Here is a 16,652-nt window from a genome sequence, read left to right on the forward strand (position 1 = left end):
CTGATTGACGCCCGAACAACAGGAACGGCCCCCTGCCGATGGCAGGGGGCCGTTCCTTGATGCGCTGTCTGCGTGACGTCGGAACCTCAGGGCCCCTGTCTGTCACCCAAGCTCAGGCTCAGGCCGAGAAATCGATACCGATACGGCGACCGACTTCCTCGTAGGCTTCGATCACGCCGCCCAGGCCCTGACGGAAGCGGTCCTTGTCGAGCTTCTCGCGCGTCTCGGCATCCCACAGACGACAGCCGTCCGGCGAGAATTCGTCGCCCAGCACGACCTCACCCTTGAAGACGCCGAACTCGAGCTTGTAGTCGACCAGCAGGATGCCGCCGTCGAGGAACAGCTGCTTGAGGATGTCGTTGACCTGGAAGGTCAGTTCCTTGGCGCGCGCCAGGTGCTTGGGCTCTGCCCAGCCGAAGGTCTCGACCAGCGACTCGTTGATCATCGGGTCGCCCTTCTCGTCGTTCTTGAGGAACAGCTCGAAGGTCGGAGGATTGAGCTCGAGGCCTTCCTCGACACCCAGACGACGCACCAGTGAACCGGCGGAGATGTTACGCACCACGCACTCCACCGCCATCATGTCGAGACGCTTGACCAGGCACTCGTTGTCGCTGACCAGACGCTCGAAGTGGGTCGGGATACCGGCCGCCTTGAGTTTCTCCATGATGAAGGCATTGAACTTGTTGTTGACCATGCCCTTGCGGTCGAGCTGCTCGATACGCTTGCCGTCGAAGGCGCTGGTATCGTCGCGGAATTCCAGCAGCAGAAGATCCGGGTCGTCAGTGACGAAGACAGATTTGGCCTTGCCAGCGTAGAGCTCTTCACGCTTTTCCATGAGATTCCCCCTGATGACGCTAGACGCGTCGAGTGTTGAGGCGGTCGACGATGAATCGATCACGCTTGAGTCTGTCATGCCCAGTCGAGAGGGACTGTGGCGTTGGTGTATGACGTGATTCGAGAGCTGTCCATCTGGTCAGCTCATCCAGAATCACGAACGCCCGATCGCGAAGCGACCGGGCGTCATGAAAATCAGGCGATGGCCTGCCAGCCAAAGCCGCTGTCCTGCGCGGCGATGATCAGGCGACTATCGTCATCCGCAAGCCAGGGGGCCAGTGCTTCCCGGGCCAATGACGGATGATTGTTGCTCTCCGACAGGTGCGAGGCCACCAGCCGCTGCAGGCGCGACAGCCCCAGATAGGGCAAGGCGGCGCACGCCTGGGCATTGGCCAGATGGCCGAGCCGACCTCCGACCCGCCGCTTGAGGCTGGGCGGATACGGCCCGCTGGCCAGCATCTGCGGATCGTGGTTGAACTCCATCACCAGCGCATCGCAATCGGCAAAGCACTGCAGCACATGCTCACTGACATGGCCGAGATCGGTCAGCACGCCGAGGCGACGCGCGGCCGTCTCACCGCGCCGATTGAACACGAACTGCACCGGCTCGCGCGCATCGTGGGGCACCGTGACCGGCAGAATCTCGAGATCCTTGATCGCGAATTCCTGCTGCGGCGTGATCAGATGGCGACTCGGCAACGTGCCCAGCTTCTTCGCGCGCCCGGCAAGCCAGGTGCCAGTGGTCAGATGCACCGGCACAGCGTGGCGACGCGCCAACGGCCCCACGCCGCTCAGATGATCACCATGTTCATGGGTGACCAGCACGGCGTCCAGCTGCGAGGGATGCACGCCAAGGCGCGCCAGACGGGCCTCGGTCTCCTTGAGGGTGAAGCCGCAATCGACCAGCACCAATGCCTCGCGGGTGCGGATCAACGTGCCGTTGCCCTTGCTGCCGCTGCCCAGCGAAGCCATCGCCATCACGCCTTGAGCATCGTCACTCGGCCCACGGGCGGCCGTCAGGCCATCCGCCAGCGCCCCAGTGCCTGCTACCGGGAGGGAGATCTGAAACGACGCAGCCGCCTCACCCGACGAGTCGTCAGATGAGGCGGCGCAAGGCGTATCGAGCCACATGCTCAGCGCAGTGTCGACGCCACGGCGTCGAGCAGCTCACGCGCCAGTGCCGGCGTGGTCTCTTCACCATCGGCACGGGTCGCCGTGACCAGGGTGTGGTCATTCTCGGCGCGCAGCTTGAGTATCATCGGCACCGGATCACCATCGCCCCCGATACCCAACCAGCCGCCATCACGCTCTTCACGCGGGATGTAATCGACCATGAACTCGCCACGCGAGCGGTCCTGATCGGTCAGCGTCTGGTAGTCGGTGTTGAAGTTCTTCTGCAGCTGATAGAGCAGCTCGGCCCAGCTGCGCTCGATGTCCAGCGCCAGATCGACCTGCCAGGTGCCATCGCGGCCTTCCAGGCGCACGCGGTCATCACGACTGAGCGACTGGGCTGCCAGCGAGACACCGCTATCGGCGGAAGACGCGGCCAGATAGCCGCTCAGCGCGTTCAGGCAGCTGCCGGCGACATCGCCGCCCTGCTGACAACGCACTTCGGAGGCATCGGCACGCAGCCCCTGGCTGACGCTGATGATGCCCTGGGCCGTGGTGATCTCGCCCTTGCCGGCATCGATGCTCTGCACATCGAGGCCCTGGTCGCGCACGAAGGACTGCAGGCGTGTCCACACCGCTGCCGGCGCGGCGTTCACGGCCAGCCAGCGGGCATCGCCGCTCTGACGCATGGCGACGAACTCTCGCCCGCCCTGCTCGCTGGTCGCCAGCGGCTGGGGACGCGGTGCCTCGAAGTCGTCGCTGGCCAGGAAGTCACTGCTGGCCTGAGGTACCGGCATGGAATCCTGGTAATCACCACGATTGATCGTGTCCGGCAGCTCCAGCGGCGGTGCGATGCTGGCATCGGCATACTCGCTGTTGCGATCGTAGTAGTAGCCATCACTGGAACAGCCTGCGACCGCGAGCGCCGTCAGCAGGGCCAGTGGCACGAAACGCTGACTCATCAGTTGAGCACCTCGGCCAGTTGCAGTGCTTCCTCGACCGTGGAGTGATACTGCTCGGACAGCCAGGTCAGCGGCAGACGCACGCCGGATTCCGGCGACAGGCCCATGCGATGCATGGCGAACTTGACCGGAATCGGGTTGGACTCGACGCCCATCGCGGAGTGCAGCGGCATCAGGCGCGTGTTGATCTGGTGGGCACGCTCGGCATCGCCGGCCACGGCGGCTTCACACATCTCGTGCATCAGGCGCGGCGCGACGTTGGCCGTCACGGAGATATCGCCGTGGCCGCCCATCAGGATGAAGTCGCAGGCCGTGGGGTCATCGCCGGAGTAGAGCGCGAAGTCAGTGCCCTTGAGGCGGTCGATCAGTTCCTGACCACGCTCCAGGTTGCCGGTGGCATCCTTCAAGCCGACGATGTTGTCGAGCTCGGCGAGGCGGAAGACCGTCTCGTTGTAGATATCAGAGCAGGTACGACCCGGCACGTTGTAGAGAATGACCGGAATACCGGCCTGCTCGGCGACGGCCTTGAAGTGCTGGTAGAGCCCTTCCTGGGTCGGCTTGTTGTAGTACGGCGCCACGGAGAGGCAGTAATCCGCACCGACTTCCTTGGCGTAGCGAGCCAGCTCGACCGCTTCGGAGGTGGCGTTGGCGCCCGTGCCGGCGATGACCGGAATCTTGCCGGCGACCGTCTCGACCACACAGCGGATGACATCGAAGTGCTCCGCGAAGGACATGGTGGTCGGCTCGCCGGTAGTGCCGGCGGCGACGATGGCATCGGTGCCATTTTCGAGGTGGAAGGCGACCAGCTGGCGCAGGGCGTCCCAGTCGATCTCGCCGGTGGCCTTCATCGGGGTCGCCAGTGCGACAATGCTACCTGTGATCATCCCTCGAATTCTCCTCTGGTGCCTGATGCGCCAGGCGTGCCCCTGCGCTGTTGAAACAACGGATCCCGGGACAGACATCTGACATAGATTTGGTTGACGCAGGACTCTGATTGCGTGGGCACGCCGACACGCGAGTCGCGTCAAGGGTGATGATGTTACAAAGACCATCGAAGCCTGTACAGACGCCATCTGCACCGGTTGTGCAAAGCGGTGGATTCCCTCGCCTGTTCAAGGGGCGGATGCACGGTGGATGGGCGCGATGGCACCGGTCGCCAAGACGGTGAAACACAAGAGTTCTGCCCCGTCTTTGACAAGTCAGGACGCCCTGCGTGTAATGCAGGACACACCGCAGAAGCGGGCAAGCGCGATGCCCATCACTGCCGGTTTTTTTCATCATTCAGCACTGTCAGCCGCCACATGGCCGTCAGTCATCGCCAGGAGAGCACGATGAGCGTCAGCCTCGGTCAGCCAATTCCCGACTTTACCGCCCAGGCCACCAGTGACACCGAAGTCACTCCGGCCAGCCTCAAGGGCAAGCAAGCCGTCATCTATTTCTACCCGAAGGACCACACGCCGGGCTGTACCACCGAAGGCGGTGACTTCCGCGACAACCTCGAGGCATTCGAAGCGGCCAACACCGTGATTCTCGGCGTTTCCCGCGACAGCCTGCGCACCCACGAGAACTTCCGCGCGAAACAGGGCTACCCGTTCGAGCTGATCAGCGACCCGGACGAGACCCTGTGCAAGATCTTTGACGTCATTCACATGAAGAAATTCATGGGCAAGGAAAGTCTCGGCGTGGTGCGCTCCACCTTCCTGATCGACGCCGACGGCAATCTGGCGCGCGAATGGCGTGGCGTGAAGGTCAAGGGCCATGTCGAGGAAGTGCTGGAAGCCGCTCGCGAGCTCAACGCTGACCGCTAGTGTCGAGTGGCAGCAGCTCGAGTGGCAGCAGCCCGCGTGACAGCAGCTCGTGGAGAAACAGCTGAGCGGAGAGCGCCTGTGCGCCAGCCGCCTCAGCCATGAAAAAAGCCCCGCCGATTGGCGGGGCTTTTTTCGATCAGGCGCTCTTGTCCGCGACCCGATTCTCCTCGACGCGCGCCCGGCGCGGCCAGGCGTAGAGCAGCGACTTCATCAGGGTCGCCAGCGGGATGGCGAAGAACACCCCCCAGAAGCCCCAGATGCCACCGAAGAACAGCACCGCGAGGATGATCGCCACCGGATGCAGATTGACCGCCTCCGAGAACAGCAGCGGCACCAGCACGTTGCCATCCAGCGCCTGGATGATGCCGTAGGCGATCATCACGTACATGAAGGTATCGCCCAGCCCGTAATGGAAACCGGCGACGGCGGCGACCGGCAAGGTCGCCCCTGCCGCGCCGATGTAGGGAATCAGCACCGAGAAGCCGACCACGATCGCCAGCAGCGCCGAATACGGCAGCCCGAAGGCGACGAAGGTGACGTAGCTGACGCCACCGACGATGACGATCTCGATCACCTTGCCACGCACGAAGTTGGCGATCTGGTCATCCATCTCGTTCCAGACCCGGCTCATCAGCAGGCGCTTGCGTGGCAGCAGCGCCAGCGTGAAGTCCACCAGCCGCTCTCGGTCCTTGAGCATGAAGAACACCAGGATCGGCACCAGCACCAGGTAGATCACCACGCCCATCAGGTTGCCCAGTGACGCCAGCGACAGCGATACCGCGCGCTGCCCGAACTGGGTCAGCTCTCGCCCGGCGGCGCCGACCCACTGCTGGACCTGCTCCGGGGTGATCAGGCCGGGGAAGCGCTCCTGCAGCTCGCCCAGCCAGCGCTGCCCGGAGGCGAACATGCCGGGAATCTCCTGGATCAGATTGGCCAGCTGATGCCAGACCAGCGGCAGCAGGATCAGCGCACTGGCCAGCATGATGCCCATGAACACCAGCGTCATCAGACTGACCGCCGCCAGACGTGGCAGGCCACGGCGCTCCATCCAGCTCACGCCGCTCTGCAGCAGGAAGGCGACGATCAGGGCGGTGAAGAATGGCGCCAGCATGCTGCCCAGCCAGATGACGGCGGCGAACACCAGCACCAGCACCAGAAACAGCACCACCGCTTCTTCGTCGGAGAAATAGCGCTCGATCCAGCCACGCAACAACGTCTTCATGGTCATGACGGATCTTCCTCGCACAGCGCCTTGATCACGAAGCGGTAATCGCCCTCTGACGTTTCTTCACGCGAGACCAGCGCGTGATCGCTCAGCGCCAGATAGGCAGGGATGTCGCCCCAGGCGCCGGCGTCGCTGGCGAGGACCTCGAGTTGCTCGCCGGCACTCATGCCAGCCAATTTGAGCTTGGTGCGCAGCAGCGGCAACGGACAGTGCAGGCCGCGCGCATCCAGCGTCTGCAGGTGGGTATCGGCCGTGGAGTCAGCCATCGGATTCGCAGTCTCAGCGCCAGGTCGTTCGAATGCCATCTGCCCTTCCGTTCTCGTTATGATGTTCTGCCGCACACCATGGAGGGTGCAGCTTGAAAACGCCCCGATTTAAGGGCACCTTGCCTGACAAAGCAACTTTCCGCCCTGCGCGGCTGCGTCTTGCCCGGACTCACGCAGGGCCGTCAATGCCAGTGCGGCGCCCGGCAATCCTGCGAGCCGCCCGCACCTTGCGCCATATCGAAGAGGATTGCCTGCATGTCGTTGCTGCCCCCCTTGAGCGGACGTGTCCGCATCGGTCGCCGCGGGCTTGCCACCCTGTCGAGCGCCCTGCTCGGCCTGTTGCTGATGGGCGCGCCGGTCGCCAGTGCGCCGGCCGCATCCCACAACGACTATGGACTGCCTGACCTGGGGAGTGCGAGTGGCGGCATCTCCAGCAACGATGAATATCGTATCGGTCGCGCCTGGCTACGTCAGTTCCGTGCCCATGTGCGTGAATGGGATGATCCCATCACTCTGGACTGGATCGGTAGCATCGTGCGTCAACTGGCGCCGTGGAGCGAGCTGGATGACCGCAATTTCATCATCACGCTGGTCGCCAGCAGCCAGCTGAATGCCTTCGCCGTGCCCGGCGGCGTGGTCGGCGTCAATACGGGGCTGTTCACCTTCGCGCCGGACCGCGATGCCTTTGCCTCGGTGCTCGCCCACGAGCTGGGCCACCTATCCCAGCATCACTTCGCGCGCAACATGGAGCGCCAGGCCGAGACACGCCTGCCGACACTGGCCGGCTTCCTCGCCGGCATGGTGATCGCGGCGGGCGGAGGCGGTTCAGCGGGCATCGCGACCATGGCCGGCACCCAGGCCGCTGCCATTTCCGATCAGCTGGCCTATTCACGGCGCTTCGAGCAGGAGGCCGACCGCGTCGGCGTCGATGCGCTGGCACGCGCCGGCTTCGACCCCGAGGCCATGCCGCGCATGTTCCGCGCCATGCAACGCATGGCCAGCCTGCAGGGCGGCAATGCGCCGGAATTTCTGCTCACGCACCCGGTGACGGAGGCGCGTATCGGCGACACCCAGGCCCGTGCCGACGCCATGCAGAAGGTGACACCCGACCCGCTTGCGCAGCTCGCCTACGCGATGATCCGTGCCCGCGCCCTGCTGGCGCTAAATCTGCGCCAGCCTGAGCAGGGACTGACGACACTGCGCGAAGACAACCCCGACCCCGACGCGATTGCCTACTATCAGGCGCTGGCCGCGGCGGAGCACAACCAGGTCGACAAGGCACTGGCCGCACTGGACCGCCTGCATGACAAGCATCCTGACCTGACCCTGATCAGCGCCAGTGCGGTCGAGGTCGCACGGGATGCCCGGCGCTACGAGGAAGCGACCCGCCGCGCCAGACGCCTGCTGCGCCTGCAACCCGACTACTTGCCGACCCGCCTGGCCATGGCGGAAGTCGCGCTGCAACAGGACCCCGCCGCTGCGCGCCAGCAGCTGGAGGACATGCGCCGCGATCATCCCGATGACCCCAAGGTCTGGAGTCTGGCCTCCGAGGCCAGTGGACGCAGCGGCCACACCGCCGAGGCCTTCCTGTATCGCGCCGAATTCGACCAGCTGGAGGGCCGCATGGACAAGGCCTTCGCTCAGCTCAAGCTGGCCGACGAGGCCGCGCGCAAGAACGGCGACTTCAGCATGGCCAACCGTATCAGTTCACGCCGGGAGGACTTCAAGCGCTATCGCAATGCCATCGAGGAGTTCTGAGGCACCCTCCCTCTCACTGCACCAGACAAACAAAAACCGCCGCCCCGGGGAATCGGGAGCGGCGGTCCTGGTTCATGCAGGCAGCAATCGGTGGCGATCAGCGTCAGCGCTCAGCCACGATTGAATTCCAGCATCCGCGTCAACGGCTTCAGGGCGCGCTCACGCAGGTCATCATCGACGAAGACTTCCTCGGCATTGGCTTCCGACGGATCGCGACGCAGCACGGCGGCCAGATTCTCCAGGCCGTTCATCGCCATCCACGGGCAGTGCGCACAGCTCTTGCAGGTCGCGCCATTGCCGGCAGTCGGCGCCTCGAAGAGCTGCTTGTGCGGCGCGGCCTGCTGCATCTTGAAGAAGATGCCACGATCGGTCGCGACGATCAGCTGCTGATTCTCGAGCTCGACGGCAGCCTTGATCAGCTGCGAGGTGGAACCGACGACATCGGCCAGCTCGACCACCGACTGCGGTGATTCCGGGTGCACCAGCACTGCGGCGTCCGGGTAGACCTTGAGTAGATCGCTGACCCCCTGGGCGCGGAACTCGTCATGCACGATACAGGCGCCGTCCCACAGCAGCATGTCGGCACCGGTCTGCTTCTGCACGTAAGCGCCCAAATGCTTGTCCGGCGCCCAGATCAGCTTCTCGCCCCGGGCATGCAGGTGCTCGATGACATCGACGGCGATCGAGGAAGTCACTACCCAGTCGGCACGCGCCTTCACGGCCGCCGAGGTATTGGCGTACACCACCACGGTGCGGTCGGGATGGGCATCACAGAAGGCCGCGAACTCGTCTTCCGGGCAACCGAGGTCCAGCGAGCAGGTCGCCTCCAGCGTCGGCATCAGCACGCGCTTCTCCGGCGACAGGATCTTGGAGGTCTCGCCCATGAAGCGCACCCCGGCGACGATCAGTGTCGAGGCCTCATGGCGGGCACCGAAGCGCGCCATCTCGAGCGAGTCGGCCACGCAGCCGCCGGTTTCCTCGGCCAGCTGCTGGATAGCATCGTCACAGTAGTAATGCGCGACCAGTGCGGCATCACGCTCGATGAGCAGCTGCTTGATCTCGTCGATCAGCGCGGCGTCTTCGGCGGCGGGGCGTGTCGGGCAGTAAGCGCGGGCCAGATGCTCGCGCACCTGCTCACGGACGGCATTGTGGGCCTCACGACCCGGCATGGCATTAGTCAGGCTGTTCATGTGTCTCTCACCTAGCCCACAGGGGCTCCCCCTGTGCTGAGTGGGTCAGGACTCGGCCCGGACACGAACGGCCCGTGGCGGCCCTGCCAGCGCTGCAGCTGGGCTCCCCAGACTGCGGCGTGTGCCTTGGGCGTCTATCGCCCGCAGCGTCGTCCGCACTGGGCGGACATGAGCCTCGGCTCGCCCACAAGGATACGCCTGGTGCGATCGCGGCTCCAGTCGACTTGGGGGCAACGGACCCTTTCCTTTCGCGTAACAAAAATTGCCCCGCGCCAATGAAGGCACGGGGCAAGATCTGGTGGGTCGTGAGGGATTCGAACCTTCGACCAATTGGTTAAAAGCCAACTGCTCTACCACTGAGCTAACGACCCAAAACTGGGTGGCGGATGGTGGGTCGTGAGGGATTCGAACCTTCGACCAATTGGTTAAAAGCCAACTGCTCTACCACTGAGCTAACGACCCGCCGCCGGGTGCTTTGCAAGAGACCATTCCAGAGAATGGTGGGTCGTGAGGGATTCGAACCTTCGACCAATTGGTTAAAAGCCAACTGCTCTACCACTGAGCTAACGACCCTTGCGAAGCGGGACGTAAGATACCGCCGATCCCGTTTCGACGCAAGTCTTTTGCAAAAAAACTTCAAGTAAATGACCAGCTTGTCCGCTGGCGCCTCGTGAAACGCCCGCGCCAGCGCATGGACCAGCCCCTGTGACAAAGACACGCAAGCCCGCGATGGGCGCGGGCTTGCGGGCTACCACTTAGGTCGCACGAGCTTGTGGCATGTCCACGATCTCATGCCATGTCAGTGAATGACGGCACATCGCCGCCCTCACCGACTGCGCCATCAGCGCGGCTTGCGCGTACGCTGCGGCGGCTTCTTCATGGCGCGCACCGGACGACGCTTCTGCTTGTCGCGGCTCCAGCGGTTCTGCTCATCCGGCGTCAGGGCCGGCGCCTTGCGATGCTCGAGACCTGCCAGTGTGGACAGTTCATCGATCTCGCTCTGCTCCATCTCCACCCACTCTCCGGCGCGAGCGCGCTTGTCGAGGAAGATGTTGCCGTAGCGCACGCGCTTCAGGCGGCTGACGGTCAGCCCCTGGGAATCCCACAGACGGCGAACCTCACGGTTGCGGCCTTCCATGATCACGACGTGGAACCAGCTGTTGATACCTTCGCCACCGAATTCCTGCACATCGGTGAAACGTGCCGGGCCATCTTCAAGCATCACGCCATTGACCATGTTGACGACATGCTCGCGCTTGACCTCACCCATGACACGCACGGCGTACTCGCGCTCGATCTGGGTCGACGGGTGCATCAGACGGTTGGCCAGCTCACCATCGGTGGTGAACAGCAACAGACCGCTGGTGTTGATATCGAGACGACCGATCGCGATCCAGCGCTCGCCCTTCAGACGCGGCAGACGCTCGAATACGGTGCGGCGACCTTCCGGGTCCTTGCGCGTGCACAGTTCACCTTCCGGCTTGTTGTACATGATGACACGACGTGCAGTCTCTTCGGCGCCCTTCAGGCTCTGCGGGCGATCATCGAGGCTGACCTGGTCACGCGGGCCGACGCGGTCACCCAGCTGGGCGACCTTGCCGTTGACCTTGACGCGGCCGGCGCTGATGGCGACTTCCATCTCACGGCGGGAGCCGAGACCGGAGCGTGCCAGCACCTTCTGCAGCTTCTCGTCCTCGGCCAGCTTGTCGCCCTTGGCCTGCGGCGGCAGCGGACGCAGCTCCGGCGCATCGCCGGCAGCCGGCTTCTTGCCGACATTGGCCTTGCTGCCGCGCGTGGACTTGCCGGTCGCGGCCTTGCCACCGGCGTGCTTGTTGCCTGCCTGGCTGCTGCCGGGGAGAGAGGTCTTGCGCTTATCAGAGTCAGTCTTGCTCATGACAATAACCATTTCATCTATAGGAGTTTCGCCTACGCAGGGTCGTCATCATCGACGGTCCCGGCAGTGGAGGAGTCGTGCGGCTGCGCATCGGCAGCGTCGTCATCCTCGTCTGCACCGCGCAAACGTTGGCTGAGGCGCGCTTCGAGTGTGGCGAAGTCGAACCCCGAGCCGGTGGACGCCATCCCGGCGTGATCATCTTCCGCCTGTGAGGCGGAGGATACTGCTGTGTCCTGTGTTTCATCCGAGACGCCGGAGGTATCGAGTGCACGCATCTTCAGCGCCTCTTCCAGCTGCTCGGCGGTGACGTCCGGCGGTTGCCAGTCGTCGGGCACCGGGCTGCCAGTGTCATTCTCACCCCCTGACTCAAGACCTGACTCGAGACCTTTCTCAGCGCCTGTCCCGGTCTTTGCCTCAGGTGCTGATTCATGTTCTGGATCAGTCCCCGTGTCGGCTACCGCATCAGCGCTGTCTACCGACGCCTTCTTCGTCTCGCCGTCCGGGTCATCCGGCAGCGACAAGGTCTGAGAGGGCGGCACATCATACAGGTCTGCCTCGAGCTGTTCGAGTCCTTCGAAGCCTTTCAGTTCATGCACTGGCGGCAGCTCTTCCAGCGTCTTGAGCCCGAAGTCATCGAGGAACTGACGCGTGGTGGCGAATACCGCCGGACGCCCCGGCACATCACGATGGCCGACCACTCTCACCCAGCCGCGTTCGACCAGGGTGCGCATGATCGAGGAACTGACCGTCACGCCACGCACCTGCTCGATATCGCCGCGGGTCACCGGTTGACGATAGGCCACCAGCGCCAGGGTCTCCAGCAAGGCGCGTGAATAACGTTGCGGACGCTCTTCCCACAGCCGCGATACCCAGGGGGAGTACTGCTGGCGAACGCGCAGCCGCCAGCCACTGGCGGTCTCGATCAGCTCCAGCGCGCTCTTGTCGGCCGGGTGACGCGCCTCCAGCTTGCTCAAGGCCTCACGCAGCGCGGGCTTGGTCGGGCTTGAATACTCATCGAACAGACCGGCCAGGCGCTCTAGCGTCAGCGGCTCGCCAGCAGCCAGCAGGGCCGCTTCGATGATCTGGTCCAGCGGGACATCGCGCAAACTCATGACGCCGCGTTCTCCTGCTCGTCGGATGGGGGTAAGGAAGGTGACGTCTGCGCATCATCGGACGCTGCGTCATCGTACGTTGCGTCATCGAACGCCCCCTGATCGGCCGCCACCTCGTCTTCGTCGGCGAATTCCAGCGCCAGCCAGTCCTCGTCATCCTCGGGGTCCGGTTCCGGCGTGCGGGCGCGCACGTGAATCGGTGACAGCGGCGCGTTCTGGACGATCTCGATCATCGATTCCTTGGCCAGCTCCAGAATCGCCATGAAACTGACCACCACACCGGCACGCCCTTCCTCGAGCGTGAACAGCTTCTCGAAGGGCGTGAAGTGCTCATGGGTCAACAGATTCATGATCGCCAGCATGCGCTCGCGGGTCGACATCACCTCACGCGAGATGGTGTGCGCCTGGACGAGGTCCGCCTGACGCAAGAGGCCGGACAGCGCGCCGAGCAATTCCGACAGGTCGACATCAGGGTGCACCACGCGCGTCTCGAGTTCGGGGAGGTCTGCCGTGGCCACGAACCAGTCGCGGCCCTGGCGCGGCATCTCATCCAGCCCTTCGGCAGCCAGCTTGGTCTGCTCGTATTCCTGCAGACGACGAATCAGCTCGGCGCGCGGATCCTCTTCCTCGTCGTCATCACTCTCCTTCGGCTGACGCGGCAGCAGGCTGCGCGACTTGATCTCCGCCAGCATCGCGGCCATCAGCAGGTATTCCCCTGCCAGATCGATCTGCATGGCATGCATCAGCTCGACATACTCGATGTACTGATGGGTGATGGCCGCGACATTGATGGCGAGGATATCGAGGTTCTGGCGACGGATGAGGTAGAGCAGCAGATCCAGCGGGCCCTCGAAGGTCTCGAGAAAGACGCGCAGCGCCTCCGGCGGGATGTACAGGTCCTGCGGCATCTCGGTGAGCGCGGTGTCATTGACGCGCGCCAGCACCGTCGACGCCGCCGTCGGGGGCGTGACGAGAGGTGCGGGCTGATGCCCATCAGTGAGGGCAAAACTGGCGCCATCGAGCAGGTCGCTCATGACATCTCCTGCAGGAGGCGGGTGAAGGTGGGTCTGGGGGACGGGCATTCTAGCGGCTCGCGCCCCATCCCCCAAGTCTTTACGCCGCCGGTGAGACGCCGGGGCCGCGCTCGACGCCGCCCGCGTCTAGCGATAGGTCAGGCCGATCACGCGCCGCAGCTCATCCAGGGTGTCACGCACGGTGTCGCGGGCCCGCTCGGCCCCTTCTGTCATCATGGTGCGCACCTTGCCATGCTCCCCTTCCAGCACCTCGGCACGCTCACGAATCGGCGCCAGCTCCGCATCGACATGCTCGATCAGACAGCCCTTGCAGTCCAGGCAGCCAATGCTGGCATCGCGGCAGCCCTCCTCCGCCCATTGGCGGTCCGAGGCGGGCGTGAAGCTTTCATGCAGCGTCCACAGCGGGCAACGCTGCGGGTCGCCGGGGTCCTTGCGACGCACGCGCGCAGGGTCGGTGGGCATCTCGCGCACGCAGGCCGCGATATCGTCGCGTCCGCTACGCAGGAAGATGGCATCTTCACGCGCGGCCTTGTGCGTCTTGAGCTCCATGCCCAGCAGCGGCTCGACCTCCCCCTGCCAGTGTTCCGGCTCGCCGAGGATGCGCCGCCCGCCACCTTCCAGATAGCCGAGCAGTCGCTCCTGCTGGTTGCGGTTGAGCTTGCTGGTCTCGGCCAGCAGACCGCGCGCACGCTCGAAGGCCTCGAGATCGCCCTCTTCCTGATAGGCGCTCAACCATTCACGATACAGGCGACCGCTCTTCTTGCCCAGGCGCGCGATGGCGCGCTCAGCCTGCTCCTCGAAGCCGGCGTCGCGGCCATAGCGATGATTGAACCGCCGGGCGACCTCACGGGTGAACTCGATATGCGCACGCTGCTCGGGCCCGGCTGGCACCACCTCCCCCCGCAGCGCCAGGATGTCGGCCGCCTGCATCAGGGGCGCACCGAGCATGGCCAGACTGGCGCCCTGCTGCTCACCGAGCCCGGCGACCATCTCGCGGTAGCTGGGCAGACGCTCCAGCCAGGCCTTGGGCGTGACGCTGGCCAGGATCATGTGCACATCGGTCAGCTCCGGCACCCAGGACTGGATGAACAGGGTAGCGACCTTGGGATTGACCCCACAGGCGAGACAGTCGATCACCATCGCCCAGCTGTATTGCTCGATCTCATGAGGCGCGTGACCGCTGACCGCCAGCGCGTTCCAGTCGGCGACCAGAAAATAGGCATCGTGATGGTATTGCAGCTCGGTCCAGCGCCGGATCACTGATTGATAGTGTCCGAGTTGCAGGTGTCCGGTGGGGCGTAAGCCGGACACCAGCCTGGCCGAGGTATCGGTGGCACTCACCTTGTGAGTTCTCCCTGAGGCGTATGAAGCCGCCAGTCTAGCAACCCGAGGCCCCGCTCAGCATCCCCGCGACGTCGTGTCCCTGACAACATGCGCCACGCGACCGGATCACGCAGCGGCCAGCACGCCGCTCAGCCGGCGGCGATACCGGTGCGATAGCGCCCGGCGTAGTCGAACAGCTTGTCGCGGATCTGCCAGTAACGGCCGCTCTTTCGCCCGATGACGAAGTCCGGCGCCTTGAGACGCTCCTCGCCTGCCAGCACCTCGGCGATGTCCTTCGGTGCCCAGTCACTCCCCGGCGCGCGCATATGGCGCGCGAGAAAGCTCAAGCGGAAGGCATGGCGCTGGGCGGGGGTCTCGAGCGCGAACCACTCGGACAAATCGGTGCCATCCTCGTCGTAATAGGTCACCTTCAAGCGTGGCAGACCGCGCCCGTTGCGCGCCTCCTCCAGCTGCCAGCCGCTGACGCGAAGCACCCGCGCATCGCGCAGCTTGAGCGCATCGCGCAGCTTGTCATCCGGGTCGACCAGTCGCGCCTGACAGGCGTGGCAATGGCGTGCGGCGATGTCGTTGGCCTCGCCACACTGCGGGCAGGCCTTGGCACGATAGCGGAAGTCGCACTGCACCAGCGGCCTGCCCGCGCCTTCCGGCGACTCGACCAGTCCCTGACACCGGCGCCCGAAGTGCTCGACCACCAGCTCGCCATCCTTGCGCCCCCAGAACAGATTGGCATTGCCGCATACCGGGCACTCGACCTGGACGATCTCGGTGTCGCCGGCCGGTTTCGGCGTCGCCACCTCCGGCGCGTAGAGGTCCCAGGGATTGCCGGCGTAATCGAGAATCAGACAGTCCGTCTTGCCGGGGCTCAGACGCAGGCCACGTCCGACGATCTGCTGATAGAGACTGACGGATTCCGTGGGTCGCAGGATGGCGATCAGGTCGACATGCGGCGCATCGAAGCCGGTGGTGAGCACCGCGACATTGACCAGATACTTGAGCTGCTGGGCCTTGAAGGCATTGATCAGCCGCTCACGCTCCTCGCCGGGCGTCTCGCCAGTGATCAGCGCCGCCTCGCCTTCAGGCAGGAGTGCGGTGACTTCCTCGGCGTGCTCGACGGTGGAACAGAACACCATCACGCCGCGCCGCTCGCGCGCCTGGGCGACGATATCCAGCACGATGCCCGGCGTCGCGCGCGAGCCCTGCACCACCTCGTTGAGCTCCGCCTCCTGGAAGCTGCCGCCGATGCCAGGCGCCAGCTGCGAGAAGTCATAGCGCGCCACCGCGACATCGACGCGCCGCGGCTCACTCAGAAAGCCCTGGCGCACCATCAGGCGCAGCGGCTGCTCGAAGACGCAATCACGGAAGAAGCAGTCATCATCCCCGCGCACCATGCCGTGATAATGACGGTGGAAAATGAAGCCCTGACCGAGACGATACGGCGTCGCCGTCAGCCCCAGCACCTTGAGGCGCGGATTGTGTCCGCGCAGATGGTTGATGACCTTGCGATAGCTGGCGTCCTTCTCCAGCGAGATCCGGTGACACTCATCGATCACCAGCAGCGTGAAGGGCGCCGCCTGCCCCCCAGCCGACAGCTCCTCCGGCGTGAAGGCATCAAGATTGCGCACCACTGACTGCACCGAGCCGAACACCACCTGACGCGAAGCCTGCTTGCGCTTGAGGCCGGCACTGAAGATGTCAGCGTCCTTGCCATAGGATTCGTACTTGGCGTGATTCTGCTCGACCAGCTCGCGCACATGCGCCAGCACCAGCACACGCCCACGCGCGATACGCGCAAGCTCCGCGATCACCAATGACTTGCCGCTGCCGGTGGGCAGCACGATCACCGCCGCCTCATCACTGCGGCGAAAGTGCTCGACGGTACGCCGCACGGCCTCCTGCTGATACGGGCGCAGCTCAAACATTCAGCGCCGCCCAGCGAGACACGCGAGTGGGGGCGCTGCCGGCAGGCAGGCCCAGGGGAGTGATGGCTGACAGTGGAGTGAGGGCTGACAGGGAAATTGACATCAAAGGGCCGCCGAATCGCAGGAAGGGACAATGTCCCCATTATCCGCATCAGCGACTGCAGCGGCAAAGTGGGTGTGGATAACCAGAGTCCGC

At 64.5% G+C, this 16,652-nt stretch carries 14 protein-coding genes and 3 tRNA genes; 2 read left to right on the plus strand and 15 right to left on the minus strand.

Going from position 1 to position 16,652, the window contains the following annotated elements:
* Positions 1–118: 118 nt before the first annotated feature.
* The 4 genes from purC to dapA all read right to left on the minus strand — a co-directional run bounded on the left by purC (position 119) and on the right by dapA (position 3,790).
* Entirely contained in the window at positions 119–835 is a 717-nt protein-coding gene (gene purC / locus AC5WNI_RS14520; protein ID WP_175089098.1) for a phosphoribosylaminoimidazolesuccinocarboxamide synthase, read from the minus strand.
* Positions 836–1,029: 194 nt separating this feature from the next.
* Positions 1,030–1,812 (minus strand): MBL fold metallo-hydrolase, encoded by a 783-nt coding sequence (locus AC5WNI_RS14525; protein ID WP_175089097.1) that lies wholly within the window; start codon positions 1,810–1,812, stop codon positions 1,030–1,032.
* 155 nt (positions 1,813–1,967) lie between these two features.
* Positions 1,968–2,906: a hypothetical protein gene (locus AC5WNI_RS14530; protein ID WP_175089096.1), complete on the minus strand. Its 939-nt coding sequence runs from the start codon at positions 2,904–2,906 to the stop codon at positions 1,968–1,970.
* A complete protein-coding gene (dapA, locus tag AC5WNI_RS14535; protein ID WP_043336386.1) occupies positions 2,906–3,790 on the minus strand; it encodes a 4-hydroxy-tetrahydrodipicolinate synthase in 885 nt (294 codons plus the stop codon). Before dapA ends, AC5WNI_RS14530 begins: the two co-directional genes overlap by 1 nt.
* Before the next feature lie 447 nt (positions 3,791–4,237).
* Between dapA and AC5WNI_RS14540 the strand changes: the two genes are divergently transcribed.
* On the plus strand, positions 4,238–4,714 hold the full coding sequence (locus AC5WNI_RS14540) for a peroxiredoxin (protein WP_175089095.1): 477 nt from the start codon (positions 4,238–4,240) through the stop codon (positions 4,712–4,714).
* A gap of 136 nt (positions 4,715–4,850) precedes the next feature.
* Here the strand turns inward: AC5WNI_RS14540 and AC5WNI_RS14545 are convergent, their stop codons facing one another.
* Both AC5WNI_RS14545 and AC5WNI_RS14550 read right to left on the minus strand, forming a co-directional pair.
* Complete coding sequence (locus tag AC5WNI_RS14545) at positions 4,851–5,942, minus strand: AI-2E family transporter (protein ID WP_175089094.1); 1,092 nt, start codon at positions 5,940–5,942, stop codon at positions 4,851–4,853.
* Complete coding sequence (locus AC5WNI_RS14550) at positions 5,939–6,205, minus strand: sulfurtransferase TusA family protein (protein ID WP_175089093.1); 267 nt, start codon at positions 6,203–6,205, stop codon at positions 5,939–5,941. Before AC5WNI_RS14550 ends, AC5WNI_RS14545 begins: the two co-directional genes overlap by 4 nt.
* Positions 6,206–6,460: 255 nt before the next feature.
* Here AC5WNI_RS14550 and AC5WNI_RS14555 point away from each other — a divergent pair, with 255 nt between their 5' ends.
* Positions 6,461–7,963, plus strand: coding sequence for a M48 family metalloprotease (locus AC5WNI_RS14555; RefSeq protein ID WP_175089092.1), 1,503 nt, complete (start codon positions 6,461–6,463; stop codon positions 7,961–7,963).
* A gap of 110 nt (positions 7,964–8,073) precedes the next feature.
* Here the strand turns inward: AC5WNI_RS14555 and nadA are convergent, their stop codons facing one another.
* The 9 genes from nadA to radD form a co-directional block, all read right to left on the minus strand.
* Entirely contained in the window at positions 8,074–9,132 is a 1,059-nt protein-coding gene (nadA, locus tag AC5WNI_RS14560; protein ID WP_175089288.1) for a quinolinate synthase NadA, read from the minus strand.
* A gap of 317 nt (positions 9,133–9,449) precedes the next feature.
* Positions 9,450–9,524 (minus strand) — tRNA-Lys (locus AC5WNI_RS14565).
* A gap of 16 nt (positions 9,525–9,540) precedes the next feature.
* Positions 9,541–9,615, minus strand: a tRNA-Lys gene (locus tag AC5WNI_RS14570).
* A gap of 36 nt (positions 9,616–9,651) precedes the next feature.
* A tRNA-Lys gene (locus AC5WNI_RS14575) sits at positions 9,652–9,726 on the minus strand.
* Between the two features lie 268 nt (positions 9,727–9,994).
* Positions 9,995–11,047 (minus strand): 23S rRNA pseudouridine(2605) synthase RluB, encoded by a 1,053-nt coding sequence (gene rluB, locus AC5WNI_RS14580; RefSeq protein ID WP_254627043.1) that lies wholly within the window; start codon positions 11,045–11,047, stop codon positions 9,995–9,997.
* A gap of 32 nt (positions 11,048–11,079) precedes the next feature.
* A complete protein-coding gene (gene scpB / locus AC5WNI_RS14585; RefSeq protein WP_175089091.1) occupies positions 11,080–12,159 on the minus strand; it encodes an SMC-Scp complex subunit ScpB in 1,080 nt (359 codons plus the stop codon).
* Entirely contained in the window at positions 12,156–13,193 is a 1,038-nt protein-coding gene (locus AC5WNI_RS14590; protein WP_175089090.1) for a segregation and condensation protein A, read from the minus strand. The genes scpB and AC5WNI_RS14590 overlap by 4 nt, the downstream gene beginning before the upstream one ends.
* 126 nt (positions 13,194–13,319) lie before the next feature.
* Positions 13,320–14,534 carry a nucleotidyl transferase family protein gene (locus tag AC5WNI_RS14595; protein WP_175089089.1) on the minus strand — a complete coding sequence of 405 codons (1,215 nt, stop codon included), beginning with the start codon at positions 14,532–14,534 and terminating at the stop codon, positions 13,320–13,322.
* A gap of 131 nt (positions 14,535–14,665) precedes the next feature.
* Positions 14,666–16,456, minus strand: a complete 1,791-nt coding sequence (gene radD / locus AC5WNI_RS14600) for a DNA repair helicase RadD (RefSeq protein WP_175089088.1) — start codon at positions 16,454–16,456, stop codon at positions 14,666–14,668.
* Positions 16,457–16,652 lie beyond the last annotated feature (196 nt).

The sequence above is a fragment of the Cobetia sp. PDI-12MA genome (assembly GCF_059507695.1).

Coding starts and splice junctions, on each gene's coding strand:
- purC (WP_175089098.1), bottom strand. CDS start 835: ATGGAAAAGCGTGAAGAGCTCTACGCTGGCAAGGCCAAATCTGTCTTC.
- radD (WP_175089088.1), bottom strand. CDS start 16,456: ATGTTTGAGCTGCGCCCGTATCAGCAGGAGGCCGTGCGGCGTACCGTC.
- AC5WNI_RS14525 (WP_175089097.1), bottom strand. CDS start 1,812: ATGGCGATGGCTTCGCTGGGCAGCGGCAGCAAGGGCAACGGCACGTTG.
- AC5WNI_RS14530 (WP_175089096.1), bottom strand. CDS start 2,906: ATGAGTCAGCGTTTCGTGCCACTGGCCCTGCTGACGGCGCTCGCGGTC.
- nadA (WP_175089288.1), bottom strand. CDS start 9,132: ATGCCGGGTCGTGAGGCCCACAATGCCGTCCGTGAGCAGGTGCGCGAG.
- AC5WNI_RS14540 (WP_175089095.1), top strand. CDS start 4,238: ATGAGCGTCAGCCTCGGTCAGCCAATTCCCGACTTTACCGCCCAGGCC.
- AC5WNI_RS14555 (WP_175089092.1), top strand. CDS start 6,461: ATGTCGTTGCTGCCCCCCTTGAGCGGACGTGTCCGCATCGGTCGCCGC.
- scpB (WP_175089091.1), bottom strand. CDS start 12,159: ATGAGTTTGCGCGATGTCCCGCTGGACCAGATCATCGAAGCGGCCCTG.
- AC5WNI_RS14545 (WP_175089094.1), bottom strand. CDS start 5,942: ATGACCATGAAGACGTTGTTGCGTGGCTGGATCGAGCGCTATTTCTCC.
- rluB (WP_254627043.1), bottom strand. CDS start 11,047: ATGAGCAAGACTGACTCTGATAAGCGCAAGACCTCTCTCCCCGGCAGC.
- AC5WNI_RS14590 (WP_175089090.1), bottom strand. CDS start 13,193: ATGAGCGACCTGCTCGATGGCGCCAGTTTTGCCCTCACTGATGGGCAT.
- AC5WNI_RS14550 (WP_175089093.1), bottom strand. CDS start 6,205: ATGGCTGACTCCACGGCCGATACCCACCTGCAGACGCTGGATGCGCGC.
- dapA (WP_043336386.1), bottom strand. CDS start 3,790: ATGATCACAGGTAGCATTGTCGCACTGGCGACCCCGATGAAGGCCACC.